Raw genomic sequence first — 25,202 nt, forward strand, 5'->3', positions numbered from 1 at the left:
CCTCATTTTCATGAGTTCGGGCACCGGCCACGACGAGCGCTCGCGCGACGCGACCGACCGGGATCATCAGGTCTAGCGCGGCGCGATCTCACGGTAGTTCAGCGTCGCGCTGCCATTTGCCGGCACCGTCACCGCCCACAGCTTGCGCCCGTTCTTCGCCACCAGCCGGGCCGAAGCCTTGACCTCCCCATTGAGGTTGAAGTCCGCCTCATAGCGGATCGCGAACGGATTGGCGTTGCGGACGATCAGCTCGGCGGTGCGCACCCGCCCCTTCTTCCTCACGTCCCGCGCCTCGACCGTCACATTGGCGGCGACGGGGAACTTCACCTCGACCTCCTCACCGACCGCCTTGTCGTCAGTCGAGGATTCGCCAATTAACAGCGCGCGCTGCCCTTGGCGCTCGAACAGCGCGACCGGCCCCGCCGGAAGCGGCAGCCCCAAGCCCTTGTCGGCCTTGTTCAGGGCCCGAACCAGGATCAGCGGCGGCTCGACCGCAGGAGTATAGACCTTGCTCTCATAGACGATGCTCACCGGAACCGCGTCCTTGCCCATCAGCGCAACCTGCTTCTGCGATCTGGCCGCGACCGTGGTCGGCTCGGGCACGCGATAGGCCTTGAGGTCGCCAAGATCCTCCTGCTCCACACGGCGCATGCGCGATCCGGTGACCACGATCGCCTCTGCCGCCATCATCGGAGCCGGCGGCGGCGGCGGTGCGGGCGGTGCCGGCGCGAAACCGGCGGCATCCGCCGCCACGATCCGATCCTTGATGTAGCAGCGGAACTCGAAGTGATCGGGCGATTCATAGGGATTGGACGTCCGCCTCGTGGTGCGGTTGACCTTGCCTGCCACCACCATCGTCTGCGCATCGGCGAAGCTGGTCATGTCGGTGCTCGCCAGCGTGACCCAGGCGAACAGGTCCGCCGCTGCCCCGCCCTCCTGCAGCGTCGCGACATAATTGGCCTGCCAGTCGAACCCCCAGGCGAGATAGGAGAGCGTGACCGTCGCGGTCCCGCCCTGCGGCGATTCGGTCTCGACCGACAGGGTCGGCCGCGCCGACAGTCCGGCGGGCACGCCGTCATAGCTAATCGCATCCTCGGTCGGGCCGCAGTTGAGCACCTCGATCCCACGCGCGGTCTCGACGATCGCCGATCCCTCCGGCCCCGAGCGGATGACCGCGCGCTCCTCGACGGTCTTGCCCTCGCGCGTACGGCGCAGCGTCACCGGACGGGCATAGCCGCGGCTGTAGAGGCTGGCCGCCGACAGCAGCTCGCCGTCGAGATTCTTCTCGCGCACCCCGGCGGGCAGCCCCGTGACGATCGCGCTCTCGGGCAGGATGCCGGAGGCGACCCCCTCGAACCGGATCACCGCGCGTCCGGCTGGAATGGTGATCGTCCGCGTTTCGGTGACCAGCGCATAGCCGCCGAGCCAGCCGAGATCGATCTTCTGCTCGGCGCCGCGGTCGGGCGCGCGATAGACGGTGACCGCGACCGCATCGGGCGCAGCGGAGGTCTGCACCTGCGCCCGCGCGCCCCCCGCGCCGGCGATCGCGACGAGCACGTACAGGATGAATGTGCGGCTATCCCGCACCGGTCCGCTCTCAGTACCGGGTTTCAAAGGTGACGGTGAGGCTCGCCTCGCCATTGGCGGGCACGCTCACCTTCCACAGCGCCTCGTCGGCGTTGACGCGCTCGCTCGGCTGGGTCTCCTCAAGGATGCGGGTATCCTTCCACCAGCTGTCGAGCCCGCCTTGCGACAGCTCGACCACCGCCGCCTCGGGCCGCGCGTTGGTGAGAGTATAGACCATCGTGGTCCGCCACTTGCTGTCGCTCACCCGCGTGCGCGTCTGCACCACCGCCTTGACCTTCACGTCGAACGCCTCGCCGGTCTTGATCGCGATGCGCGAGCCCATCGGGGTGTGGCCGATATTGTTCTCACCGATGAACTGCGGGGCACCCCGCGCATCGCGCATATAGATGCGCACCGTGCCCGCGGGCAGCGCATCGCCGAGGCCGCCTTCCTTGGACGAGGAGAAGCGAAGCACCGTATCGACGCTGCGCGGCTGATCCTGCCGCCCGAGCCAGGGGTTGCGATAGGCATAGGCCTTGGCCGCCGGCGCACTCGCGACGTCGAGGAAGCTCACCTGCTTCTGCTGGCGCTGCGCGATCGTGACGCGGCCGGGGATCGGATAGACATAGAAGTCGCCGATCCGCTCGCGCCCCGCGGTCTCGGTGCCCGGCACCATCGTCGATCCCGCGCCGCGCTGCCCGCCGCCGCCTGCCACGAGCAGCGTGTTGGCATTGTTGTAGGTGGTGCCGCTGTTGTTGGTCAGCGTCAGCCAGCCCTGGACGTCGATCTTGCCCGCCTTCTCGTCGAACAGCGCGACATAGTCCGATTTCCAGCCCATGCCGAAGGTCAGGTAGGAGAGGGTCGCCGGCCGCGGCCCCGCGGCATCGGCGTCCAGCGTCACCGACAGGGTCGGGCGCGCGCGCAGGGACGGCGGAAGCGCCGGGAAGACCACCCGGTCGTCCTTCCCCAGCACCTCGATCCGCCCGCCGATCTCGACCACCGCGCCTTCATTATAGGCGAGCACTTTGGCCGGCAGGCTCTGGCCGCCGCGCACGACGGTGACGTTCTGGCCGACCGCCTTCTCCATCAGCGCTTCGGGGGTGAGCAGGTCGAAGTCGAAATTCTGCTCGACGATCGTCGCGCCGGGCGCGGCGAGGGTAACCGTCTCGGGCCGGATTTGCGCCGAGACGTCGGGGAAGTCCTGCTTTGATTTGCCCGCGGGCAGGCGCAGCTCGCGCTTGTCCTGCACCAGCGCGAGATTGTTGTTGTAGATGGTGACCGAGACATCGCCCTGAGCGTTGGGCGCCGGGGCGGTCTGCGCGATCGCGATGCCGGGAAGCGCGGCTCCTGCCGCAGCCAGAGCCAAGGTCAGACGCCGCATCGCACTCTCCCCACCCGATATGCCGCGCCAGCATCGCCACGGCGCGATCGAAGTCAACCGGCAAAGCGGGCGCCCAAGAAAAAGGCCGGCCCGTAAGCTACGGACCGGCCTGTATTTCTTGCGCAGGTCGCAGGATCACTCCGCCGCGGCGGGTTCCTCGTCCTTCTTCACGCGGCGGCGGCGCGGCTTGGCCTCCGTCACCACTTCGCCCTCGACGCCCAGTGCCGGGGGGAGGATCGCGGCGATGCCGGCGGCGTCGCCCGCATCCTCGCTCTCCTCGCGCCGGGGACGCCCGCGGCGGCGCGGCTGCTCCGCTCGCGGCGCCTCGTCGTCCTCGTTGGCGGCGACGGGCGCAGCGGCCTCGACGGCTTCGCTCTCGGGCTGCCGATCACGACGCTCATTGCGGTCGTTGCGCTCGCGGCGCCCCTCGCGCTGGTCACGGTCGCGGCGCCCTTCACGGTCGCGGCGCTCGAAGCGGTCGCCGCGATCGCGGCCTTCACGCTCCTGGCCCTCGTCGCCGGCGTCGCCCTCATTGGCGCGGACGCCTTCGACGCCGTCCTCATAGTCATCCTCGTCGCCGTCGAAATCGTCGCGATTGCGGCGCTGGCGATCCTGCTCCTCAAAGCGCGAGCGGCTCTCGGCGAGAACGCGGAAATAGTGATCGGCGAACTGGAGGTAATATTCGGTGTTGACCCGGTCGCCCGCCATCTGGGCGTCGCGCGCGAGGTTCTTGTACTTCTCAAGAAGCTGCGCGGCGTTGCCCCGGGCGCGGTTGTCGATGCGGTTGCCGTTGCCCTGGTTGGGATTGCCGCCCTGCTGGCGCTGGCCACCACGGCCGCGCCGGCGGCCGCTGTTCGCCTGACGATTGTTCATCAACGTCTGTGTGTCCTGTCCTTAACTCAATCCGCCATCGATCACAGCGATCCCGGATGCGTGTTGGCCCCGCCGCCGCGCCTGTCCGTGGTACACCACGGGCCGGAGCGGCGCCCCGCACGGCTGCCGGACATTCAGCAGCGCACATGCCTTGGATTGGGTCAGCGTGCCATTTCAACGATTTAGGTTGAAGGTGCCATCCCCGCGGCCATCCTTAGCCGGTGGGGCACCAATCTCCAAGCACTATATTGGTATCTGGTCGCGATAGTTCAACTTGCGGTGACCACGCGGTCGCGCCCGCCCAGATCCTTGCGCACCGCCGGGGTCAGCCCTGCCTCACGCACCAGCGCCGACACCGCCGCGCCTTGCGTCCAGCCGATCTCCAGCACCGCGATCCCGCCCGGCGCGAGCAGGCGCGGCAGATCGGGTACGATGCGGCGATAGTCGTCGAGACCATCCACGCCCGCAAACAGCGCCGCGGTCGGCTCATGCGCGCGCACCTCCGGCCCCAGCTCCTCGCCGGTGCCGATATAGGGCGGGTTGCACAGGATCAGGTCGAACCGGCCGTCGATGCCGCTGGCCCAGTCGCCCGCGCGCAGCTCCACGCGATCCGCCATGCCCAGCCGCGCCGCATTGTCCCGCGCATAGCCGAGCGCGGTTTCGGAGGCATCGACCCCCACCCCGCTCGCCTCGGGCCATTCGGCCAGCGCCGCCAGCAGCAGCGTGCCCGGCCCGGTGCCGAGATCGAGCGCGCGCTTCGGCCCTTCGGTCCCCGCGAAATATGCCACCGCCGCCTCGATCAGCGTCTCGCTGTCCGCGCGCGGCACCAGCACGCCGGGGCCGACCGCCAACTCGATCGTCCAGAAGCCCCGGCTGCCGGTGATGTAGGCCACCGGCTCATGCGCGATCCGCCGCTCCACCAGCGCCGCGAAGCCCTCCGGAGCCGGGTCGCCCAGATGCTTGAGCAGCATCGCCTGGCGCGACACGCCCAGCGCATGCGCCATCAGCAGCTCGGCATCGAGCCGCGGCGTCTCCGAAGTGACCCGTGTGGCGGCATCGGCGATCGCCGCACGGACGGTCACGAATCGAGCGCCGCCAGCCGCTCCGCCTCATCCTCGGCGACCAGCGCCCCGATGAGCTCGTCCATCTCGCCCTCGAGGATTTCGGGCAGGCGGTGGAGGGTCAGGTTGATGCGGTGATCGGTCACCCGCCCCTGCGGGAAATTATAGGTGCGGATCCGCTCCGAGCGGTCGCCGGACCCGACCATCGACTTGCGCGCGCCCGATCGCTCGCTCGCCAGCCGCTCGCGCTCCAGCTCGTAAAGCCGCGTGCGCAGCACCTGCATCGCCTTGTCGCGATTCTTGTGCTGGCTGCGCTGGTCCTGCTGGATCACCACCAGCCCGGTCGGGATGTGCGTTAGCCGGATCGCCGAATCGGTGGTGTTGACGTGCTGCCCGCCCGCGCCCGACGAGCGGTAGATATCGACGCGCAGATCCTCGCTCCGGATTTCGATATCGACCTCTTCCGCCTCGGGCAGCACCGCCACCGTCGCCGCGGACGTATGGATGCGCCCGCCGCTTTCGGTCACCGGCACGCGCTGCACGCGATGCACGCCGCTCTCGAACTTCAATTTGGCGAACACGCCCCTGCCCGCGACGCTGGCAACGACTTCCTTGAAGCCCCCGGCTTCCGACGTGCTGGCGGAGATCATCTCCACCTTCCACCCCTGCCGCTCGGCATAACGGGTGTACATGCGAAGCAGGTCGCCCGCGAACAGCGCCGCCTCGTCCCCGCCGGTACCCGCGCGAATTTCGAGCATCGCCGCACGCTCGTCCGCCACGTCGCGCGGCAGCAACGCCAGCGCGAGACGGTGCTCAGCCTTGGCCAGCGCTTCCTCATTGGCGTGCAGTTCCTCAGCTGCCATCGCGCGCAGCTCGGGATCGCCGTCGCGGCTCATCTCGACGAGGCTCGCGGCTTCTTCGCGCAACCGCCGCACCGCGCCCGCCGCCGCCGCGACCGGCTCAAGCTCGGCATATTCCTTGGAGACCGCGACGAAGCGGTCCGACGGCAGATCGCCGGTCGCCATCATCGCCTGCAGCTCATCGCGCCGCGCCTCGATCGCGGCGATCTTGTCGGGCGAGATGGTGGTCATTCGCCGTCGAAGCCCTCTGGCAGATCATCGTCTTCCGACAAATACCCCTGCTGCCTGCCGCTTTCCTCGATAATCCGGACGCCAGTTCGCTCGGCCAGGTCCTCGAAAGTTATTGGCTCTTGCTCGCCAGTCCCGAGGTTCTTGAGCGCCAGCCCGTCAGCATTGACGATGAGCGCGAACCAGGCCTTTGCGGCGTCTGCCCGCTGCATCCGCTTCTTCAAGTTACCGCGAAACGCGGTCTGCGTCGCAATTCCGGCGCGTCGGAGCTCCGCTGCCGACGCATTGGCCAAAGCCTCCGCATCATCATTGCTGGGTATAATAGCAACTAGCGGGAACTCATCCTCCGGCGCATCGGCCAGCATCCCCAACCGTTCGATCCCCGCGGCCCAGCCCACGCCCGGGGTCTCGGGTCCACCGAGGTTCCCGATCAGCCCATCATAGCGCCCGCCCGCCAGCACCGTGCCCTGTGCGCCGAGCCGGTCGGTGACGAACTCGAACGCGGTGTGGCGGTAATAGTCGAGTCCGCGCACCAGCCGCGCATTGCGGGTCCAGGCGACCCCCGCCGCGTCCAGCCCGCCCGTCACCGCGTCGAAGAAGTCCCTGGCTTCCGCCGTCAGGAACGCGTCGATGTCCGGTGCCGAATCCGCCGCCGGACGATCGCGCGGGTCCTTGGAATCGAGGATGCGCAGCGGGTTCTTCTCCAGCCGCGTCAGGCTGTCCTCGGACAGGTCGGCGCGGTGGCTCTGGAAATGCTCGATCAACGCCGCGCGCCAGGCGTCGCGCGTCTCGGCATCGCCCAGCGTGTTGAGCTGGAGCGTCACGCCCTCGCTGATCCCCAGCTCGCGCAGCAGCTGGTCGGCCAGCGTCAGCAGCTCGACGTCCGCCGCCGGCTCGGCCGCACCGATGATCTCGGCGTCGATCTGGTGGAACTGGCGATACCTGCCCTTTTGCGGCCGCTCGTAGCGGAAGACCGGCCCGTGCGTGGTCAGCTTGAGCGGCGCATATTGCTGCCACCCTTCGGTGATGTAGGCGCGGCAGATCCCCGCGGTGAACTCGGGCCGCAGCGTCAGCAGGTCGTCGCCGCGATCGGGGAAGGTGTACATCTCCTTCGACACCACGTCCGACGTCTCGCCCATGCTGCGCGCGAACACGCCCGTCGCCTCGAACACCGGCACCTGCACCTGCTGGAAGCAATAGAGCCGCCGCACATGCTCGAACGCCTCGACGACGCGCGCGAAGCGGCGCTGCTCCTCGCCGAAGATATCCTGCGTGCCGCGCACGCGCTTGGGGGTCTCGATCCGTGCCATTTGGGCGGGCTATCTATTGGGGTGGGGGGAAGAAGGAAAGATTGTTCACGCTAAGGCGCGAAGACGCGAAGAGAAGAAGGTCTTTTCGCGCAGAGGCGCAGAGAGCGCAGAGAGGTGGATTTGCCGCGTTAGCGGCTTGCACCGCTCCAACGGCGACGCTTGCCGCAACGGTTGAGTTGTAGGGCGCTACGCGCGCATAGAACGCGCATAGAGTATGCCGCCTCTGCGCTTTCTGCGTCTCTGCGCGAAAAACCTTATTCCTAACCTTCTTCGCGTCTTAGCGCCTTCGCGTGAACCAAAAAATCCCACCCCTCCCCCAATCGTCCTGCTTCGACTATAGCCCCGCCCATGAAGCTCACCCCCAAAACCTATCACGTCAAATCCTTCGGCTGCCAGATGAACGTCTATGACGGCGAGCGCATGGCCGAGTTGATGGCTGCGCAGGGCATGACCGCCGCCGCGGACGCCGAGAGCGCCGACCTGGTCGTGCTCAACACCTGCCACATTCGCGAGAAGGCGACCGAGAAGGTGTTCTCGGACATTGGCCGGCTGCGCAAGCACGGGCAGGATCCGATGATCGCCGTCGCCGGCTGCGTCGCGCAGGCCGAGGGCGAGGAGATCATCCGCCGCGCCAAGGTCGATGTGGTGGTCGGCCCGCAGGCCTATCACAACCTCCCCGCGCTGGTCGCACAGGCTGCCTCCGGCGCGCGTGCGGTCGATACCGATATGCCGGTCGCCAGCAAGTTCGGCGTCCTTCCCGCGCGCCGGAAGACCGGCCCCTCCGCCTTCCTCACGGTGCAGGAAGGATGCGACAAGTTCTGCACCTATTGCGTCGTTCCCTACACCCGCGGCGCCGAGGTCAGCCGTCCGTTCGCGGCGATCGTCGACGAGGCCAAGTCGCTGGTCGATGCCGGCGCACGCGAGATCACCCTGCTGGGTCAGAACGTCAACGCATGGGACGATGATGCGGGCACCGGCCTGCACGGCCTGATCCGCGCGCTCGACAGGATCGAGGGCCTGCACCGCATCCGCTACACCACCAGCCACCCCAACGACATGCGCGACGGCCTGATCCGCGCCCATGCCGAGGTGGAGAAGCTGATGCCGTTCCTCCACTTGCCCGTGCAGGCGGGCAACGACCGCATCCTCAAAGCCATGAACCGCTCGCATACGCGCGATTCCTACCTGCGCATCCTCGATCGCGTCCGCGCGGCGCGGCCCGATATCGCGCTGTCGGGCGACTTCATCGTCGGCTTCCCCGGCGAGACCGAGGCCGAGTTCGCCGACACGCTGAGCCTGGTCGATGCGGTCGGCTATGCGCAGTGCTTCAGCTTCAAATACTCGCCCCGCCCCGGCACCCCCGCCGCCGAGATGGATGGCGCGGTGCCCGCCGAGGTTATGGACGACCGCCTCCAGCGCCTCCAGGCGGCCTTGAACCGCGATCAGGCCGCGTTCAACGCCGCGACAGTCGGTAGAAGCTGCACGGTGCTGATCGAACGCAAGGGCAAGCTGCCGGGCCAGATGCTCGGCAAGTCGCCCTGGCTGCAATCGGTCCATCTGTTGACCGACGCGCAGATCGGCGATCTGGTCGAGGTCGAGATCGTCCAGGCCGGGCCGAACTCGCTGGCGGGCGTCACAAAGGTGAAGGCCGCCGCCTAACACCCCATTTCCCCTATTAACCGTCCCCCCGGCCTTGTGCCGGGGTCCCACTCCGCCGCACGCGCTGACCACAAGCCTCCTGCTCATCCGGTATAACTCGGTGGACCCCGGCACAGGCCGGGGTGACGGGTTGGGGCTTGATGCAAACCTACAGCATGCTTCACCTGAATCCGCACTAGGTCACGGATTTGATTCCGGCAGGGTTCAATCGACCTGCCCAGAGCCCATGCCCGCTTCCATCCGGCACCCCTCATAGTCGCCGAGCAGGGGCTCAGCGCCCTTCTGGTCGCTTTCCAGCCACGCCACCTTGGCGCGGGTATAGTCGATCATCGCGCCAAGCTGCGCCGCCTTCTCCTCGAGCCGCCCAAGCTGCATCCGCATCAGCTCGAGGCTGCGCTCGGTGGTCATGCCGGCCTGATACTCCGCCGCCAGCGTCGCAATCTCGCGCAGCGTGAAGCCCAGCCCCTGCGCCATGCGGATCGCGCGCGCCACCTCCAGATGCTCTTCGGCAAAGAGCTGATAAGGGTTGGACCCGCCCTTGAGGCCGGTCCCGGGCGCGAGCAGCCCCTTGCGGATGTAGAAGCGCACGGTGTCGACGCTCAGCCCGGCGCGCCGGGCGAATTCGGAAATCAGCATCGCACACTCTTGACCATGGACTATGGTCCACACTTATATGGTCAGGCTCCACAGATCAATTGGAGTGCCGCATGCCCAAAATTGCCCTCGTAACCGGAGCCTCGGCCGGGATCGGCGAAGCCACCGCCAAGCGCCTGATCGCGGATGGCTGGACGGTCTATGCCGCCGCTCGCCGCCTCGACCGGATGGAACCGCTCCGCGCGCTCGGTGCCACGCCCGTCTATCTCGACCTGACCGACGACGCCTCGATCGTCGCCGCGGCCGAGACGGTCCGCACAGCCGCGGGCCGGCTCGACCTGCTCGTCAACAATGCCGGCTATGGCAGCTATGGCGCGCTCGAGGACGTGCCGATGGAGGAGGCGCGGCGGCAGATTGAAGTCAATCTGGTCGGCCTCGCGCGGCTGTGCCAGCTGGCCGCGCCGCTGATGCGCGCGCAGCGATCGGGCACGATCGTCAACGTCACCTCAATCGGCGGCAAGGCGGGCGAGCCGTTCGGCGCCTGGTACCACGCCACCAAGTTCGCGGTGGAGGGCCTCAGCGACTGCCTGCGCATGGAGCTTCGTCCGTTCGGCATCCGCGTGGTCATCATCGAGCCGGGCGCGATCCGCACCGAATGGCAGGGCATAGCCGCACAGAGCTTGGTCCAGCGCTCGGGCAAGAGCGACTATGCCCCCTGGGCGCTCAAGCACGCCGCGCTGCTGGGCAGCGTCGAAGGCTCCAGCCTCGCCTCGCCGCCGGAGGTCGTGGCGAATACGATCGCCAGGGCGGCCGCCGCGCTCCGCCCGCGCATTCGCTACGCCACCGGCGGCGGGGCGCCCATCTTCCTCTTCCTGGCCCGCTGGCTGCCCGATCGCTGGCTCGACGCACTGATGTGGCGGATGAGCCAGTCGGGGCGAGTCTAGTCAGCCACCACCAGGTGATCGAGCACGCGCGGCAGCAGCTGCTCGGTCGCCGCCTCCAGCTCTTCCGGCCCGGTCCCGAACGCGCCGCTCAGCGCCAGTTCGACAAAGCCATGGACGATCGACCAAGCGGCGATCGAGGGGGATAGAGCCGTCAAATCCGGCCCTTCGTCCGCATCCCCGCCGCGCGCGACGCGATCAAGGATGTCGAACGCCCGGTCGCCCGCCGCGCAGAAACCGGCGTCGTCGCGGTCGAGCAGCGCCTTGCGCCACATCAGCTGGAAGCGTGCGCGGTTGGCGAGCGCGAAGCGGACATAGGCCATGCCCAGCCCGCGCAGCCGCTCACTCCGGTGCGTGCCGACATCGCCGGCCTCGAGCGCATCGCCGAAATCGCGGAACGCGCGCGTCGCCACCGCCGTCAGCAGCCCGCGCGCATCGCCGAAATGATGCCCCGGCGCTGCGGGCGAGACCCCCGCGCGCCGCGCCGCCTCGCGCAGCGAGAACCCCTCGACCCCGCGCTCCTCCAGGATCGATTCGGCGGCGTCGATCAGCGCCTCGCGCAAGGCGCCGTGATGATAGGCGCGCGCGCCTTCCCCAGCAGTTATCTTGACACTGTTCAGACCGTCGTTCATACGCAATCTATACGGTGTTCAGATAGGAGGCGCAACATGCTCGATCCATCCACCATCTTCGGTCTCGGCGGCAATCTCGCCATGCTCGGCTGGCTGGCTCTGCTGGCCGCCCTGTTCGTCAAACCGGCGCGCGCCTACGTCTTCCCCGCCGCGCAATTCGTCATCCCGGCGATCCTCGCCATCGGCTACGTCCTGCTGATCTGGCAAGGCCGCGCCGGGTTCGAGGCGGGCGGCTTCGGCTCGATCGCGCAGGTCCGCGCGCTGTTCGCCGACGACGCCGCGCTCACCGCGGGCTGGCTCCATTACCTCGCGTTCGACCTGTTCATCGGCGCGTGGATCAGCCGCGACGCGGCTGGCCGCGGCATCTCGCCGCTGATCGTGCTGCCGTGCCTGCCGCTCACCTTCCTGCTCGGCCCGGCCGGGCTGCTTCTCTATCTCGCCGCGCGTGCCACGCTCGCCAACCAGGAGGCCGCACAATGACCGCGCTCGCCCTCACTCCCCCGCGCCCGGCGCGGCTGCTGGCGGAATTCGGCCGCCGCCACCGCCTGCTCACGCGCTACGGGCTCGTCACGCTGGCGCTCGGCGCCGTCGCGACCGTGCTCCAGCTGGTCGATCCGCGCACGCTGGCGAGCGGCGTCGGCATCTGGGTCAAACCGGCGAAGTTCTTCGTCTCGGTCGGCGTGTTCGCGCTCACCGCCGCCTGGTTCATGGGCTATGTCCGGCCCGAGCGGCGGAACAGCCTGCTGATGCGCGGCACCGCCGCAGCGCTGATCGCCAGCGGCAGCTTCGAGCTCGTTTATATCGTCTTCCAGGCGGCACAGGGGCTCGAATCGCACTTCAACACGGGCACGCCGTTCCACGCGACGATGTACGCGCTGATGGGCCTCGGCGCTGTGATCCTCACCGCGACCACGCTCCCGCTCGCCTGGGAGATCGCCCGGCGGCCCGCACCCGGCCTTCAGCGCAGCTTCGTCGCCGCGGTGGCGATTGGCCTTGTCCTCACCTTTGTGCTGGGCGGGTGGATGGGCGGCTATATGAGCTCGCAGACCGGCCACGCGGTCGGGCAGGTCGGCGGCAGCGTGCCACTGTTCGGCTGGAACCGCCTGGGCGGCGACCTGCGCGTCGCGCATTTCTTCGGCATCCATGCCGAGCAGGCGATCCCGCTGCTCGCTGCCGCGGTCGCAGGGGCCTCGGCGCGCATTCGCTGGGCCACGGTGCTCGGCGCCAGCGCGCTCTATGCAGCACTCACGCTCGGCGTGTTCTTCCAGGCTGTGAGCGGCCGCGCGCTCCTGCCGCTCTGACTGTTGCGCGCTTGCGTCACCCGCGGGCCAAAGCGCCCGCGGGTCACTTTCCCCTGTCCTACACCGTACAGCTCTGCCATCGTCCGACGCACGACATGCGTAACGGAACCTCCGCGCTATATCCCGGTTTGGCTCCCGATGGCCGCCTGACACGCGCGAATCTGTCAACTTCGTCAACTGGCCGTCATGCTCCCGCGCGAAGCGGGCATGACCTTTGTGACGTTTCACCACTCGAAAGGACCGCATGAGCCGCAAACCCGTCCCCGCCCAGCAGGGCCAGCGCTCGCGCGTCGAGGTGACGTTCGACCGGCCGCAGCTGCTCCCGCAGCTCTTCGGGGAGTATGACAGCAATATCCTCGCGCTCGAGGAGCGGCTGGGCGTGTACATCCATGCCCGCGGCCAGCGCGTGGTGATCGAGGGCAGCGCCGAAGCCGTCGCACACGCGCGCGAGGTGCTGGTCGAGCTGCACAGCCGCGTGATCCGCGGCGAGGATATCGACACCGGCCTGATCGACGCGGTGATCGCGATGTCGAGCGAGCCGACCTTCACCGGCATCATCCGCGCCGAGAATGACGAGGGCGCCGCCCCGCCCATCATGATCCGCACGCGCAACAAGACGATCGTCCCGCGCTCGATGACGCAGACCGCGTACATGCGCGCGCTGGTGTCGAACGACATCATCTTCGCGCTCGGGCCGGCGGGCACCGGCAAGACCTATTTGGCGGTCGCGCAGGCGGTCGCGCAGCTCATCACCGGATCGGTCAAGCGCCTGATCCTGTCACGCCCCGCGGTGGAGGCGGGCGAGCGCCTAGGCTTCCTGCCCGGCGACATGAAGGACAAGGTCGATCCCTATCTGCGCCCGCTCTACGACGCGCTCTACGACTGCCTGCCCGCCGAGCAGGTCGAGCGGCGCATCGCGAGCGGCGAGATCGAGATCGCGCCGATCGCCTTCATGCGCGGCCGCACGCTCGCCGACGCCTTCGTCATCCTCGACGAGGCGCAGAACACCACGCCGATGCAGATGAAGATGTTCCTCACCCGCTTCGGCCAGAACAGCCGCATGGTGGTGTGCGGCGATCCCAAGCAGACCGACCTGCCCGGCGGCCCCTCGGCCTCCGGCCTCAACGACGCGGTGAGCAAGCTCGAGGGGATCGAGGGGCTGGCGATGATCCGCTTCGGCATCGGCGACGTCGTGCGCCACCCGATCGTCGGCCGCATCGTCGATGCGTACGAAGGCGAAGGCTGCGAGGATGCCTAGCGGACGCCACAAGACCTCCGCTCGCGCTGAGCTTGTCGAAGCGCCGTTCTTTCCCTCGACGACGGGGAAGGGGAAAGTCAGCCCTTCGACAAGCTCAGGGCGAACGGGTCAGGAGGGCGGCGATGCTTGATGTCGCCGTCCAGCGCGAAAGCGGCTGGCCTGACCTCGACTGGGACGCGATCGGCGCACAGGCCGCCGCCGCAGCGGTCGGCCAGACGCCGTTCGGTGACCTTGTCGAAGCCGATGCGGTGATCGAGATCGCCGTGCGCCTCACCGACGACTCGGAGGTGCATCAGCTCAACGCCCAGTATCGCGGGAAGGACAAGCCGACCAACGTCCTCTCCTTCCCGATGATCGAGCCCGACCTGATCGAGGCACTCACCCAGAACAGCGACGACGGCGAGGTGATCCTGGGCGATATCGTGCTCGCGCATGGCGTCTGCGCGGCGGAAGCGGAGGAAAAGGGCTTCACGGTCGAGCAGCATGCCACGCACCTCATTGTCCATGGGGTGCTGCATTTGCTAGGCTATGACCATCAGGGGGATTCCGAAGCCGAGGCGATGGAGTCGATGGAGCGCGCCGCGCTCGAAACGCTGGGGATCCCCGACCCCTATCTGGTACGCGAGGATTGACCCGGGAAATGGCGGACGGTTCCAGTAGCAACGGGAACGGAGACAGTAGCAGCGAGGGCGGAATATGGCGCGGCCTGCGCACCCTGCTGTTCGGCGAAGAGAATGAAGAGACGCTGCGCGAGCGCATCGAGGATGCGATCGACGAGGTCGAGGAAGACGGCGAGGGCAAGCCCGCCAAGAAGGGCGACCTCTCCCCGCTCGAGCGCAAGATGCTGCGCAACCTCCTCCATTTCGGCGAGCGCGACGCTGGAGACGTTGGCGTCCCTCGCGCGGATATCATCGCGGTCGAGGAGAAGACCAGCTTCGCCGAGCTGGTCCAGCTCTTCGCCGAGGCGGGCCACAGCCGCCTGCCGGTCTATCGCGAGAAGCTCGATCGCGTGATCGGCATGATCCACATCAAGGACGTGTTCGCGAACCTCGCCGCCGGCGCCGGCCCGCCGGCCAAGATCACCGGCCTGATGCGCCAGCCGCTCTATGTGCCGCAATCGATGGGCACGCTCGACCTGCTCGCGCAGATGCAGGCCAGCAGAACGCACCTCGCCATCGTGCTCGACGAATATTCGGGCACCGAGGGCTTGATCACGATCGAGGATCTGGTCGAGGAGATTGTCGGCGAGATCGACGACGAGCATGACGACGCGCCCGAGGCGCTGTTCGTGCCGTTGGACGATGGCGGCTGGGACGCCGACGCCCGCGCCGAGCTCGAGGACGTCGCCGCGGCGATCGATCCGCGGCTGGGCGAGGTCGAGGAGGATATCGAGACGCTGGGCGGCCTCGCCTTCGTGCTGGCCGGGCATGTGCCCGAGGCCGGCGAATGCCTGCCCCACCCCAGCGGCTGGACGCTGGAGGTGCTGGAGGCCGATGCGACCCGTGTCCGCCGCGTCCGCCTCCACCCGCCCCAGCAACGCGAGGAGCCCGAAGAATGACCCGCTTGCGCAAGATCCTGCTCTTCCTCGGCATCGTGGTGGTCGGCTGCGGCGCACTTTATTGGTGGTTCAGCCGCCCCGATGTGGCGCGGTTCGACGCCAATGCCGTGACCGGGCAACGTCCCCAGCTCAGCAATCCGCGCAACCAGACCATCCCGACGGTCAAGATCGCCGATGCGGTCGGCTGGCCGCAGGGCGCCAGGCCCAGCGCCGCCGCCGGGCTTGCGGTCAGCGCTTTCGCCACCGGCCTCGATCACCCGCGCTGGCTCTACCGGCTGCCCAATGGCGACGTGCTGGTGGCCGAGAGCAATTCGCCGCCGCGCCCGGATGACGGCATCACCAACAAGGTGATGAAATGGCTGATGGGCCGGGCCGGCGCCGGCGTCCCCTCGGCCAACCGCATCACCCTGTTGCGCGACGCCGATGGCGACGGCGTGGCGGAGGCGCGTTCGACCCTGCTCGACGCGGGCAATGGCCTCGAATCGCCCTTCGGCATGGCGCTGGTGGGGGAGACGCTCTACGTCGGCAACCACAACGCGCTGATCCGCTTCCCCTTCAAGGTCGGCGAGACCAAGATCACGTCGAAGGGCGAGAAGGTGGTCGACCTGCCCGGCGGCGGCCACTGGACGCGCAGCGTCCTCGCCAGCGAGGACGGCAACACCATCTATGTCGGCGTCGGATCGAAGACGAACATCGCCGACGAGGGAATCGAGGTCGAGAAGAACCGCGCGGCCATCCTCGCGGTCGATCCGCGGACGAAGCGCGCGACCATCTTCGCCTCGGGCCTGCGCAACCCGGTCGGGATGGCGTTCCACCCCGATACCAAGCGGCTCTGGGCCGTCGTCAACGAGCGCGACATGATGGGCTCGGACATGCCGCCCGACTATCTGACCCAGGTCGATTTCGGCAGCTTCTATGGCTGGCCCTGGCATTATTGGGGTGGCTATGAGGACAAGCGCGTGAGCCCCGGCCGCCCGGACCTGCGCGAATATACCGCGCGGCCCGATTACGCGCTGGGCGCCCACACCGCGCCGCTAGGCCTCACCTTCGCGCAGGACCTTCAGCTCGGCCCGCAATACGTCAGCGGCGCGTTCGTCAGCCTGCACGGCTCGTGGAACCGGGTGCCGGCAAGCGGGTACAAGGTGGTGTTCGTCCCCTTCGCCGCGCGCGGGCTGCCCGCGCCGGGCGCCAGGCCGGTCGATGTCCTCACCGGCTTCCTTGATGCCGACGGCAAGGCGATGGGCCGGCCGGTGGGCGTGACCGCGGACAAGACCGGCGCGCTGCTGGTCGCAGACGATGTCGGCAACGTGATCTGGCGGGTGAGCGCGCCGGGCGCTGCGCCCAGGCCCGTAACCGCGCCTAGCGCTCCACCTGCGGCAGGGCGATAAGCTCGGCGCGGCTGGTCGCGGCGCGCAGGTTCCAGTCGTCGCCATCGGCAATGGCGGTCAGGCGGGTGAGCGGCAGGCGGACGAAGCGGTCGGGATCGGTATCGCCGATCTCGACGATCACCGCCTCGATATTGCCTGAGGCATCGGTCTCGACGCGGTGGATGTCGCCCAGATCGTGGCCGCCGGTATCGACCAGATCGGCGTCCTCGATCTGCTTCGTGGTCAGCCCGAAGGCGGTTCCCGGGCCGCTGGCCGAGGGCAGGTTGCTGGCCGTCACCGTCGGGGCCGGCGCGGAGATCGCACCATTGGACGTCACCTCGGTCCCGGCGGGCGCCTTGGGCGGATCGTCCGAGCAGGCGGCGATGAGCACGAGCGGCAATGCGGTCAGCAATCGGGTCATCGGGCGTCTCCTCGTCGCCGTCACTCGAGCAGCTTGGGCGCTTCCTTCTGCAGCTTCTCGCGGATCTTGCCCGCGAACAGCGCCAGCATCGGCGGCAAGTCGACCTCGGCATGGACGCGGTCGTCGAACACCTCAAGCCGGCTCGCGACGCTCTGTCCCATCGCGGTCACGGTGAAGTGGAGCGTATCGCCCTGCCAGCTTTCCTGCACGGTGCCGCCGCCCGGGAACATGTTGGCGATCTTGCCCACCCCTCCAGCCAGCCGCGCGCGCGCGCCCTCACGGCCAAGCTTGTGCGGGATGTCGACGATGACGGGTTCGGCCATGCGGGTTCCTCAACTGTAATGGCGCACTAATACGCCGCATGCTTGTATCTGTCACGGTCTGGCCCGATAGCGTGGCGCGATGCCTTTGCCTCGTCCCCGCCTGATCGCGCTCGTTGCGGGCGCCGCCTCCGCCACAGCTTTCGCCCCGCTCGATTGGTGGGTGGTTGGCCTTCTCTGTATCGCCGCGCTGTTGCGGCTGACGCTCGAGGCGCCGACGCTAGGGCAGGCGCTGCTGCGCGGCTGGCTGTTCGGCCTTGGCCATTTCACCGTCGGCAACAACTGGATCCAGCACGCCTTCACCTATCAGGACAAGATGCCGCCGGTGCTGGGCTATTTCGCGGTGGTGCTGCTCGCGCTCTACCTCGCGGTCTATCCGGCGATCGCACTGGGGCTGGCGTGGCGGTTCGGACGCCTTGGGACGCTGCGCAAGCCCGGCCTTCCCTTCGTGCTGGTCGCCGGCGCGGCTTGGATCGTCACCGAATATCTGCGCGGAGTGCTTTTCACCGGCTATCCGTGGAATCCGCTGGGGGTGATCTGGCTGCCCCTGCCCGGCGTGGCGCAGATCGCCAACTGGACCGGCACCTACGCCCTGTCGGGCCTCACCGTCGTGGCCGCCGGAACGCTCTATCTTGCGACGTTGCGCAGCTACCGGCCACTGGTCGCCGCAGTGGTGATCGCAAGCGCCGCCGCCATATTGCTCCACCCCGCCATCACCCCGCCGCCGGCCGGAGCGCCGCTCGTCCGGGTCCTTCAGCCCAATATCGGGCAGGAAACGGTAGTCGCCGGCACCTATGCCGAAAAGGCGATGCGCGAGCTGACGCGCCTCTCCAACGATACCGCGACGATCCTGCCCGGCGGTCCGGTCCCGCGCCTGATCGCATGGCCCGAAGGCACTGTCGATTACTGGATCGAGGACGGCTATCCGCCCGAATGGTACAGCCGCAACGATCCGCGCGCGGTGCGCGAGCGGATCGCGATGACGCTGGGGCCGAAGGATGTCGCGCTGATCGGCGGCACCGGGCTGCTGTTCGGCAGCGACAAGCAACTCGATGCGGCGAGCAACTCGGTGTTCGCGATCGACGCGGCCGGCACCATCCGCGGCCGCTACGACAAGGCGCATCTGGTGCCCTATGGCGAGTATCTGCCGATGCGCTCGATCCTCCAGCCGCTCGGCCTGTCGCGGCTGGTGATGGGCGATGTCGATTATGCGCCGGGGCCGGGGCCGCAGACGCTGGACGTTCCGGGCTTCGGCAAGGTCGGCATGCAGATCTGCTACGAGATCATCTTCTCGGGGCAGACGGTCGACCCGAACAACCGTCCGGCGATCCTGTTCAACCCCTCCAACGACGCGTGGTTCGGAGCCTGGGGCCCGCCGCAGCATCTGGCGCAGGCGCGGATGCGCGCGATCGAGGAGGGGCTGCCGATCCTGCGGTCGACCCCCACCGGCATCTCCGCGATCATCGACGCGCATGGCCGGATCGTCGCATCCGCCGGAATGGGTGAGGCCAAGGCGATCGAGGCGCCGATGCCCGCCGCGCTGCCTCCTACCCTGTTCGCCCGGCTCGGCAACTGGACCGCGTGGCTCGTCGCAGGGCTGCTGCTGCTCTGTGCGATTGCCATCCCGCGCTTCGCCCGCTAGTGGGCCACATATAACAAAAGCTTTATATCATCTGCTTTTCAAATCGGGCATGGCAACGGCCTGAGCATCACGAGGAAAATCATGCGTTCCAGCTATCTCTTCACGTCCGAATCGGTTTCCGAGGGTCACCCCGACAAGGTCGCCGACCAGATCTCCGACGCGATCGTCGACCTGTTCCTGTCCAAGGACCCCGAGGCGCGCATCGCCTGCGAGACGCTGACCACCACCCAGCTTGTCGTGCTGGCCGGCGAGATCCGTGGCAAGGGCATCATGGACGAGGCCGGCAATTGGGCTCCGGGCGTTCCCGAGGAGGTCGAGCGGACCGTGCGCGAGACGGTGAAGCGGATCGGCTATGAGCAGTCGGGCTTCCACTGGGAGACGCTGCGCTTCGAGAACAACCTGCACCCGCAGTCGGCGCACATCGCGCAGGGCGTGGACGCCAGCGGCAACAAGGACGAGGGCGCGGGCGACCAGGGCATCATGTTCGGCTATGCCGCCGACGACACGCCCGATCTGATGCCGGCGACGCTCGACTACAGCCACAAGATCCTCGCGCAGATGGCCGCCGACCGCCATTCGGGCAAGGCGCCGTTCCTGGAGCCCGACGCCAAGAGCCAGGTCACGCTGCGCTACGAGGGCAGCAAGCCGGTCGCGGCGACCGCGATCGTCGTCTCGACCCAGCACGCCCCGGGCTATGACCAGGGCGAGAAGGAAGCCGAGCTGCACGCCTATGTGAAGTCGGTGGTGGCGAGCGTGATTCCGGCCGAGCTGCTGAGCGACGCGACCGAATATCACATCAACCCGACCGGCAGCTTCGAGATCGGCGGGCCGGACGGCGACGCCGGCCTCACCGGCCGCAAGATCATCGTCGACACCTATGGCGGCGCCAGCCCGCATGGCGGCGGCGCGTTCAGCGGCAAGGATCCGACCAAGGTCGACCGCTCGGCGGCGTACATCACCCGCTACCTCGCCAAGAACATCGTCGCAGCCGGCCTCGCCCAGCGCTGCACGATCCAGCTCGCCTATGCGATCGGCGTCAGCAAGCCGCTGTCGCTTTATGTCGACACGCACGGCACCGGCACCGTCGGCGACGACAAGATCGAGCAGGCGATCGGCAAGATCGAGAAGCTCGGCGGCCTGACCCCGCGCGGCATCCGCACGCATCTCGGCCTCAACAAGCCGATCTACCAGAAGACCGCGGCGTACGGCCATTTCGGCCGCAAGGCCGAGGGCGACTTCTTCCCGTGGGAAAAGACTGACCTGGTCGAGGATCTCAAGGCCGCGCTGGCCTAATCCCTATCCTCCGGTAAACGGACAAGGAAGGCGGCGGTCCCGACAGGATCGCCGCCTTTTTCGTTGCCGGGCATCCGCGAACGGCACGCGAAAAGCCCCAAAAGTCACACTGCCGCGCGTGCGCGAGGCCATGGCCGATTTCAGACTTCCTCTGTCAAAGAGCAGCGGCGAGCCAAGCAGGCGAAATCCTACATTTCAAGCGGATCGAGTCCGCCGTTGATCCCGCCCGCAAGACGCGACAGATTGTGCCTGGGGGAGATATCGATGCGCCGTGCTTGCCTGTTCCTAAGCCTGCTAATGCTGGCAGTGACCGCAGCATCGTCCGCGTCTGCAAACAGCAACGCCACGGGTAGCGCAGTCAATGTCGCTGCCGAACTGGAAGCACGCAGAACTGCCGTCGATCAACGCGAGGCCCTTGCTGACCGCCGCGAGGCCGAATTGGCGAACAAGGAAGCCATTCGCGAAGCGCGCTCCCAACTCGAAGATGCGAGCCATAGCCGACTGGAAATCCTGATCGCAGCGTTCGGCATTCTGATTACCGTCGTGATCGTCTTCTTCGCGCTGAATACCGCAGCAGGCGCACGGGAAGCTGCGCGGAAGGAAATCGCCGAGGAAAAATCGAATATCGAGCGAATTGTAAGCGAAGCGACACAGCATCTGGAAGCCATCAAGACGCATGGAACAGAAGCGACCAAGCATCTTGAGGTCATAAAGGAAACAGGATCCGAAGCGCGCAGTATCCTTGACGGAATGAAGTCGGGAGAACCACCGCAACCACCCGATGAGCGACGAACGATCGAGGCATCGCAGAAACCAGCTAGCGAGCGGTCGATCGAAGACCTCAAGGCGCTGATCGATACAAGCCGGCTTGCGGGAGATTGGCCCGCCATGCGCGAGCATGCGCAGGCTCTGCTCTATCTCTACGGGCACGATCTCGCCGCAGTGCGCAAGGCTCGCTTCAACCTTGCCTATGCGCTGGACGAATTCGGCAACTATGACGACGCCATAGCCGAGCTCGACAAGCTGATCGCAACATATTCGGAAGCCGTGGAACCCCAAGACGACGAACGGAGACTTGCCAGCGCCATGTACAACAAGGGCATTGCCCTCGGTCATCTGGGGAAGTCCGAGGAAGCAATTGCGCTGTATGACGCGATGATCGAACGGTTCGATAATCGCGATGATCCGGCACTACGCCGTCAAGTCGCCAATGCGATGCTGAGCAAGGGCTATCGGTTAGGCGTACTTGGCAAATCCGCCGAAGCAATCTCGGTGTATGACGAACTTGTTCGTCGCTTTGAAGGCGAGGAGGACCTCGCCCTGTTGGTGCCGGTCGCCAAGGCAATGGTCAACCGGAGTGTGCGGCTCGGCCTGCTGGGAAAGAACGCGGAGGCAGTGGCGGCGAATGATCAGATAATCAATCGCTTCGAGCACAATACTGAGCCGGATCTACTCGAACAGTCCGCTCTGGCGATGGTCAACAAAGGCCTACGGCTCCGTGCGATGGGGAGCACCAGTGCCAGTATTGCGGCATTTGAGGATGCGATAAATCGTTTCGGGGAAAGCACGCAAACCGTAATCCAGAAACAGGTCGAGAAGGCTTTGTACATGCTGGCATCGGCATATGCGCGGCAGGCCGATATCGACCCTGCAATTGCAAATTTACGCCGATGGAGCTCTCATCGCAGCGGATTCGATTGCGGGAAGGTGGCAGGCGACAAAGATTTCGACCCTGTCCGCGAAGATTCTCGGTTCGTGGCGCTGCTTCTGGAAATGGGGTGTAGCTCGGAGTAGGGAGGGTTAGCATCCCGCGGACAAGCGCCCCGCCTCAACGCACCCCCTCGATTCCCGCACCCGCATCGACCGTCGCGCGAAATTCGGGCTTCACCCGTGCCCGCGACGCCCGCTCATAGGCGTAGCCCAGCTCGAGCAGCCGCCCGTCGCTCCATTTCGGGCCGATGAAGGACAGGCCGACCGGAAGGCCGCCTACCAGCCCCATCGGGACCGTCAGATGTGGATAGCCCGACACCGCGGGCAGCTGGCTGGCGCTGGGGCCGCTGGACTGATCGCCATGCACCGGATCGGACAGCCAGGCCGGGCCGGTGCTGGGCGACACGATCGCCGCGACCCGCGCGCTCGCGAGCACCGTATCGATCGCCTCGGCCGCGCGCCGCCGGTTGTCGTCGCGCAGCTGGGCATAGGCCGGATCGCCGGTTCCGGCGGTCTTGTCGGTCGTTTCAAAGATGTCCTGCCCGAAATAGGCGAGCTCCGCCGGCGACGCCTTGTTGAAGGCGATCACGTCGCCGATCGTGCGCACCTTCACCGTGGCGGGCGTGGTAGCGAGATAGGCGGCGAGACCGCTCTTGAGCTCGAGCTGGAACAGCCGGAACTCGGCCTTGCTCAGCCCCTCGGGCGCGGTCAGCTTGACCTCGACCAGCTCCGCGCCGGCCGCGCGCAGCACGGCGAGCTGCGCGTCAAATTGCGCTGCCAGGCGCGCGCGCATCTGCGGACGGACCACGCCGAGGCGCACGCCCTTGAGGCTCGCCTTCGCCCAGTCGGGTGTCAGCGCGGCACGGCGCGTGTCCGCCTCCGCCGTCGCAGTGTCCGCGGGGTCGCTGCCGATCATGCCGGCGAACAGCGCCGCCGCGTCCCTGACGCTGCGCGCCATCGGCCCGGCGGTGTCCTGGCTGGCGCTGATCGGCACGACCTGGGTGCGGCTGATCGCGCCGAGCGTGGGCTTGAGGCCGACCAGCCCGTTCATCGACGACGGGCAGGTGATCGATCCGTCGGTCTCGGTCCCCACGCCCGCCGCGGCGAGGCTGGCGGCGATCGCCGCGCCGGTCCCGCTCGACGATCCGCACGCGCTGCGGTCGAGCGCATAGGGATTGCGGACGAGCCCGCCAACCGCGCTCCAGCCGCTCATCGAATTGGTGTCGCGGATGTTCGCCCATTCGGACAGGTTGGTCTTGCCGAGGATGATCGCGCCCGCCGCGCGCAGCCGGGCGACGAGCGGCGCGTCACGCTTCGTGAAATTGTCCCGAAGCGCGAGGCTGCCCGCGGTCGTCGCATTCTCGGCGGTGTCGATATTGTCCTTCACCAGCACCGGGATGCCGAACAGCGGTCCGCGCGCGATGCGCAGCCGCCGGTCGCGATCGGCCCTGCGCGCCTGCTCGATCGCCTGCGGGTTGAGCGCGATCACGCTGCGCAGCTTCGGGCCGGCGCGGTCGAGCCTGCGGATCCGTTCGAGATAGGCCTCGGTCAGGCGCTCGCTGCTGAGCTCGCCCCGCGCGAGCATCGCCTGAAGTTCGTCGATGCTCTTCTCGCCGACCTTGATCGACAATGGCGGAAGTTCGGCAAGGGCAATGTCGCCCTGCTGCGCCATCGCGGGCACCGCAAGCGTCATCGCAATCGCTGCCAGTCCGTATCGCATGCCGTTCCCTCGATCTTTGTCCGGCGGCACGATATCGCCGCGTTCGCACTGTGCAACGGGGCAAGGTGTCGCTAGCTTCCCCGCATGAAGACGATCCGCGATCCCGCTCATGCGCTTGCCCGCGAGCTTGCCGCGATCCGGACCGAGTTTCAGGTGCCCCGCGAATTCCCGCCCGCGGTGCTGGCGGCGGCCCGGACCGTCGCCGGACGGGCGCCGACCGCGCATCAGGACTGGACCGGCGAGGCCTTCGTGACGCTCGATCCGGCCAGCGCCACCGACCTCGACCAGGCATTCTGCATCGAGGCGGCGGGAAGCGACCTGATCCTCCATTATGCCATCGCCGACGTCGCCTGGTTCGTGGACGAAGGCGGGCCGATCAATGCCGAGGCATGGGCGCGCGGCGAGACATTGTACCTGCCCGACGGCAAGGCCGCGCTCTATCCTCCGGTTCTGGCCGAAGGCGCGGCGAGCCTGCTGCCCGACGGGCCGCGACCGGCGGTGGTGTTCAGCGTGCGCGTGGCCCCGGACGGTGCGGTCCGGCTCGACGCGGCGACGCGCGCGGTGATCCGCAGCCGCGCCAAGCTCGCCTATGCCAGCGTGCGTGACGAGGACCTGCCGGCCGGCCTTGCCGAACTGTCGGCGCGGATCATCGCGGCCGAGGCCGCGCGCGGCGCCGCGCGCGTCGACCCGCCCGAGCAGGAGGTGAGCGAAGGACCGGACGGCAGGCTGACCCTCGCCTTCCGCACCCGCCATCCGTCCGAGGACCGCAACGCCGCGCTCTCGCTCGCCTGCAACATGGCGGTGGCGGACGCGCTGATCGCGCACGGCACCGGGCTGTTCCGGGTGATGGCCGAGCCGAGCGAGCATGCGGTGCGGCGGCTGCGGCACACCGCGCGCGCGTTCGGCATCGAATGGCCCGAACGCGCGACGCTGACCCAGTTCGAGCGGACGCTGGATCCGGCCAATCCGCGTGACGCCGCGCTGATGCTGGCGATCCGGCGCGCGGGCAACGGCGCGGGCTATCAGCCGTTCCGCTCGGGCGAGACACCCTGGCACGCCGCGGTCGCCGCGCCCTATGCCCATGCCACCGCGCCGCTGCGGCGGCTGGCAGACCGCTATGTGGTGCAGGCGGCGCTGGCGGTGGCGCACGGCAAGCCGGTGCCCGAGCATGTCACCGACGCCTTCGCCAAGCTGCCCAAGGTGATGGCGCGCGCCGATGCACGGGCCGGGCAGATCGATCGCGCGGTGATCGACATGGCGGAAGCGGTGATGCTGGCGGGCAGCGAGGGCGCGACGCTGGGCGCGATCGTCACCGACATCGGCGAGCGCGGCGCGTCGATCCAGCTGCGCGACCTCCCGGTGACCGCACGAGTCGATGCGTCGGGGCTGACGCCCGGCGACGCGCTCGACGTGCGGCTGACCCGCGCCGATCCACGCGCGCGGCAGATCGCCTTCGAGCGGCTGAGCTGAGGCGCAAAAGCCGCTTGCGCTCGCCCGCGCGCACGAT

Annotated in this window: 24 protein-coding genes (1 of these 24 running past the window's edge); 13 read left to right on the forward strand and 11 right to left on the reverse strand. The window is 67.8% G+C overall.

What is annotated here, in order from left to right; translation table 11 throughout:
• Positions 1-76: the end of a hypothetical protein gene (locus tag VGD28_RS04165; RefSeq protein WP_331027069.1), read on the forward strand. 212 nt of this gene lie to the left of the window's left edge; 76 of the gene's 288 nt are visible here — the last part of the coding sequence; its start codon lies beyond the left edge, outside the window; it ends in the stop codon at positions 74-76.
• Here VGD28_RS04165 and VGD28_RS04170 read toward each other — a convergent pair.
• From VGD28_RS04170 to hisS, 6 genes are all read right to left on the reverse strand, one after another.
• On the reverse strand, positions 73-1,587 hold the full coding sequence (locus tag VGD28_RS04170; RefSeq protein ID WP_331027070.1) for a hypothetical protein: 1,515 nt from the start codon (positions 1,585-1,587) through the stop codon (positions 73-75). The two genes, VGD28_RS04165 and VGD28_RS04170, sit on opposite strands and share 4 nt — an antisense overlap.
• Before the next feature lie 10 nt (positions 1,588-1,597).
• Positions 1,598-2,947, reverse strand: a complete 1,350-nt coding sequence (locus VGD28_RS04175; RefSeq protein ID WP_331027071.1) for a DUF4139 domain-containing protein — start codon at positions 2,945-2,947, stop codon at positions 1,598-1,600.
• 135 nt (positions 2,948-3,082) lie between these two features.
• The gene (locus VGD28_RS04180) at positions 3,083-3,823 is read right to left on the reverse strand and encodes a DUF4167 domain-containing protein (RefSeq protein WP_331027072.1); all 741 of its coding nucleotides are present in this window, start codon (positions 3,821-3,823) and stop codon (positions 3,083-3,085) included.
• Between the two features lie 266 nt (positions 3,824-4,089).
• Positions 4,090-4,902, reverse strand: coding sequence for a peptide chain release factor N(5)-glutamine methyltransferase (prmC, locus tag VGD28_RS04185; protein ID WP_331027073.1), 813 nt, complete (start codon positions 4,900-4,902; stop codon positions 4,090-4,092).
• The gene (gene prfA, locus VGD28_RS04190; protein WP_331027074.1) at positions 4,899-5,972 is read right to left on the reverse strand and encodes a peptide chain release factor 1; all 1,074 of its coding nucleotides are present in this window, start codon (positions 5,970-5,972) and stop codon (positions 4,899-4,901) included. Before prfA ends, prmC begins: the two co-directional genes overlap by 4 nt.
• Positions 5,969-7,279, reverse strand: a complete 1,311-nt coding sequence (hisS, locus tag VGD28_RS04195) for a histidine--tRNA ligase (RefSeq protein WP_331027075.1) — start codon at positions 7,277-7,279, stop codon at positions 5,969-5,971. The genes prfA and hisS overlap by 4 nt, the downstream gene beginning before the upstream one ends.
• 348 nt (positions 7,280-7,627) lie before the next feature.
• Between hisS and miaB the strand changes: the two genes are divergently transcribed.
• Complete coding sequence (gene miaB, locus VGD28_RS04200; protein WP_331027076.1) at positions 7,628-8,938, forward strand: tRNA (N6-isopentenyl adenosine(37)-C2)-methylthiotransferase MiaB; 1,311 nt, start codon at positions 7,628-7,630, stop codon at positions 8,936-8,938.
• Between the two features lie 204 nt (positions 8,939-9,142).
• On the opposite strand, the gene VGD28_RS04205 is transcribed toward miaB, so the two are convergent.
• On the reverse strand, positions 9,143-9,574 hold the full coding sequence (locus VGD28_RS04205; protein ID WP_331027077.1) for a MerR family transcriptional regulator: 432 nt from the start codon (positions 9,572-9,574) through the stop codon (positions 9,143-9,145).
• A gap of 71 nt (positions 9,575-9,645) precedes the next feature.
• Here VGD28_RS04205 and VGD28_RS04210 point away from each other — a divergent pair, with 71 nt between their 5' ends.
• The gene (locus tag VGD28_RS04210) at positions 9,646-10,476 is read left to right on the forward strand and encodes an oxidoreductase (protein WP_331027078.1); all 831 of its coding nucleotides are present in this window, start codon (positions 9,646-9,648) and stop codon (positions 10,474-10,476) included.
• Here VGD28_RS04210 and VGD28_RS04215 read toward each other — a convergent pair.
• The gene (locus VGD28_RS04215) at positions 10,473-11,105 is read right to left on the reverse strand and encodes a TetR/AcrR family transcriptional regulator (RefSeq protein WP_331027079.1); all 633 of its coding nucleotides are present in this window, start codon (positions 11,103-11,105) and stop codon (positions 10,473-10,475) included. The genes VGD28_RS04210 and VGD28_RS04215 overlap by 4 nt on opposite strands.
• A 36-nt stretch (positions 11,106-11,141) precedes the next feature.
• On the opposite strand from VGD28_RS04215, the gene VGD28_RS04220 reads away from it, so the two are divergent.
• The 6 genes from VGD28_RS04220 to VGD28_RS04245 all read left to right on the forward strand — a co-directional run bounded on the left by VGD28_RS04220 (position 11,142) and on the right by VGD28_RS04245 (position 16,610).
• The gene (locus VGD28_RS04220; protein WP_331027080.1) at positions 11,142-11,585 is read left to right on the forward strand and encodes an ABA4-like family protein; all 444 of its coding nucleotides are present in this window, start codon (positions 11,142-11,144) and stop codon (positions 11,583-11,585) included.
• Positions 11,582-12,406 (forward strand): hypothetical protein, encoded by an 825-nt coding sequence (locus tag VGD28_RS04225; protein ID WP_331027081.1) that lies wholly within the window; start codon positions 11,582-11,584, stop codon positions 12,404-12,406. The genes VGD28_RS04220 and VGD28_RS04225 overlap by 4 nt, the downstream gene beginning before the upstream one ends.
• Before the next feature lie 244 nt (positions 12,407-12,650).
• A complete protein-coding gene (locus tag VGD28_RS04230; protein ID WP_331027082.1) occupies positions 12,651-13,664 on the forward strand; it encodes a PhoH family protein in 1,014 nt (337 codons plus the stop codon).
• A 122-nt stretch (positions 13,665-13,786) separates the two neighbouring features.
• Complete coding sequence (gene ybeY, locus VGD28_RS04235; protein WP_331027083.1) at positions 13,787-14,296, forward strand: rRNA maturation RNase YbeY; 510 nt, start codon at positions 13,787-13,789, stop codon at positions 14,294-14,296.
• A gap of 8 nt (positions 14,297-14,304) precedes the next feature.
• Positions 14,305-15,222 (forward strand): hemolysin family protein, encoded by a 918-nt coding sequence (locus tag VGD28_RS04240; protein WP_331027084.1) that lies wholly within the window; start codon positions 14,305-14,307, stop codon positions 15,220-15,222.
• The gene (locus VGD28_RS04245; RefSeq protein WP_331027085.1) at positions 15,219-16,610 is read left to right on the forward strand and encodes a sorbosone dehydrogenase family protein; all 1,392 of its coding nucleotides are present in this window, start codon (positions 15,219-15,221) and stop codon (positions 16,608-16,610) included. The genes VGD28_RS04240 and VGD28_RS04245 overlap by 4 nt, the downstream gene beginning before the upstream one ends.
• Here VGD28_RS04245 and VGD28_RS04250 read toward each other — a convergent pair.
• Positions 16,582-17,010 (reverse strand): hypothetical protein, encoded by a 429-nt coding sequence (locus tag VGD28_RS04250; RefSeq protein ID WP_331027086.1) that lies wholly within the window; start codon positions 17,008-17,010, stop codon positions 16,582-16,584. The genes VGD28_RS04245 and VGD28_RS04250 overlap by 29 nt on opposite strands.
• A gap of 20 nt (positions 17,011-17,030) precedes the next feature.
• Complete coding sequence (locus tag VGD28_RS04255) at positions 17,031-17,333, reverse strand: polyhydroxyalkanoic acid system family protein (RefSeq protein WP_331027087.1); 303 nt, start codon at positions 17,331-17,333, stop codon at positions 17,031-17,033.
• Positions 17,334-17,412: 79 nt separating this feature from the next.
• Between VGD28_RS04255 and lnt the strand changes: the two genes are divergently transcribed.
• The 3 genes from lnt to VGD28_RS04270 all read left to right on the forward strand — a co-directional run bounded on the left by lnt (position 17,413) and on the right by VGD28_RS04270 (position 22,059).
• The gene (gene lnt / locus VGD28_RS04260; protein WP_331027088.1) at positions 17,413-18,972 is read left to right on the forward strand and encodes an apolipoprotein N-acyltransferase; all 1,560 of its coding nucleotides are present in this window, start codon (positions 17,413-17,415) and stop codon (positions 18,970-18,972) included.
• A gap of 81 nt (positions 18,973-19,053) precedes the next feature.
• Positions 19,054-20,265 carry a methionine adenosyltransferase gene (gene metK, locus VGD28_RS04265; protein ID WP_331027089.1) on the forward strand — a complete coding sequence of 404 codons (1,212 nt, stop codon included), beginning with the start codon at positions 19,054-19,056 and terminating at the stop codon, positions 20,263-20,265.
• Between the two features lie 297 nt (positions 20,266-20,562).
• Positions 20,563-22,059, forward strand: a complete 1,497-nt coding sequence (locus VGD28_RS04270) for a tetratricopeptide repeat protein (RefSeq protein WP_331027090.1) — start codon at positions 20,563-20,565, stop codon at positions 22,057-22,059.
• 34 nt (positions 22,060-22,093) lie between these two features.
• On the opposite strand, the gene VGD28_RS04275 is transcribed toward VGD28_RS04270, so the two are convergent.
• Positions 22,094-23,695, reverse strand: a complete 1,602-nt coding sequence (locus tag VGD28_RS04275) for an amidase (RefSeq protein WP_414714463.1) — start codon at positions 23,693-23,695, stop codon at positions 22,094-22,096.
• Positions 23,696-23,779: 84 nt separating this feature from the next.
• Between VGD28_RS04275 and VGD28_RS04280 the strand changes: the two genes are divergently transcribed.
• Positions 23,780-25,165 carry an RNB domain-containing ribonuclease gene (locus VGD28_RS04280; protein ID WP_331027091.1) on the forward strand — a complete coding sequence of 462 codons (1,386 nt, stop codon included), beginning with the start codon at positions 23,780-23,782 and terminating at the stop codon, positions 25,163-25,165.
• Positions 25,166-25,202 lie beyond the last annotated feature (37 nt).

This window comes from Sphingomonas sp. (assembly GCF_036402235.1).
In the GTDB taxonomy this organism is placed as follows: Bacteria; Pseudomonadota; Alphaproteobacteria; order Sphingomonadales; family Sphingomonadaceae; genus Sphingomonas.

Bases quoted from the DNA above. Each gene is read 5' to 3' on its own strand.
- prfA (WP_331027074.1), bottom strand. From the start codon at position 5,972: ATGACCACCATCTCGCCCGACAAGATCGCCGCGATCGAGGCGCGGCGC.
- VGD28_RS04245 (WP_331027085.1), top strand. From the start codon at position 15,219: ATGACCCGCTTGCGCAAGATCCTGCTCTTCCTCGGCATCGTGGTGGTC.
- VGD28_RS04270 (WP_331027090.1), top strand. From the start codon at position 20,563: ATGCTGGCAGTGACCGCAGCATCGTCCGCGTCTGCAAACAGCAACGCC.
- lnt (WP_331027088.1), top strand. From the start codon at position 17,413: ATGCCTTTGCCTCGTCCCCGCCTGATCGCGCTCGTTGCGGGCGCCGCC.
- VGD28_RS04175 (WP_331027071.1), bottom strand. From the start codon at position 2,947: ATGCGGCGTCTGACCTTGGCTCTGGCTGCGGCAGGAGCCGCGCTTCCC.
- VGD28_RS04205 (WP_331027077.1), bottom strand. From the start codon at position 9,574: ATGCTGATTTCCGAATTCGCCCGGCGCGCCGGGCTGAGCGTCGACACC.
- VGD28_RS04210 (WP_331027078.1), top strand. From the start codon at position 9,646: ATGCCCAAAATTGCCCTCGTAACCGGAGCCTCGGCCGGGATCGGCGAA.
- VGD28_RS04275 (WP_414714463.1), bottom strand. From the start codon at position 23,695: ATGCGATACGGACTGGCAGCGATTGCGATGACGCTTGCGGTGCCCGCG.
- VGD28_RS04280 (WP_331027091.1), top strand. From the start codon at position 23,780: ATGAAGACGATCCGCGATCCCGCTCATGCGCTTGCCCGCGAGCTTGCC.
- hisS (WP_331027075.1), bottom strand. From the start codon at position 7,279: ATGGCACGGATCGAGACCCCCAAGCGCGTGCGCGGCACGCAGGATATC.
- VGD28_RS04250 (WP_331027086.1), bottom strand. From the start codon at position 17,010: ATGACCCGATTGCTGACCGCATTGCCGCTCGTGCTCATCGCCGCCTGC.
- VGD28_RS04225 (WP_331027081.1), top strand. From the start codon at position 11,582: ATGACCGCGCTCGCCCTCACTCCCCCGCGCCCGGCGCGGCTGCTGGCG.
- VGD28_RS04230 (WP_331027082.1), top strand. From the start codon at position 12,651: ATGAGCCGCAAACCCGTCCCCGCCCAGCAGGGCCAGCGCTCGCGCGTC.
- miaB (WP_331027076.1), top strand. From the start codon at position 7,628: ATGAAGCTCACCCCCAAAACCTATCACGTCAAATCCTTCGGCTGCCAG.
- metK (WP_331027089.1), top strand. From the start codon at position 19,054: ATGCGTTCCAGCTATCTCTTCACGTCCGAATCGGTTTCCGAGGGTCAC.
- VGD28_RS04220 (WP_331027080.1), top strand. From the start codon at position 11,142: ATGCTCGATCCATCCACCATCTTCGGTCTCGGCGGCAATCTCGCCATG.
- ybeY (WP_331027083.1), top strand. From the start codon at position 13,787: ATGCTTGATGTCGCCGTCCAGCGCGAAAGCGGCTGGCCTGACCTCGAC.
- VGD28_RS04215 (WP_331027079.1), bottom strand. From the start codon at position 11,105: ATGAACGACGGTCTGAACAGTGTCAAGATAACTGCTGGGGAAGGCGCG.
- VGD28_RS04240 (WP_331027084.1), top strand. From the start codon at position 14,305: ATGGCGGACGGTTCCAGTAGCAACGGGAACGGAGACAGTAGCAGCGAG.
- VGD28_RS04255 (WP_331027087.1), bottom strand. From the start codon at position 17,333: ATGGCCGAACCCGTCATCGTCGACATCCCGCACAAGCTTGGCCGTGAG.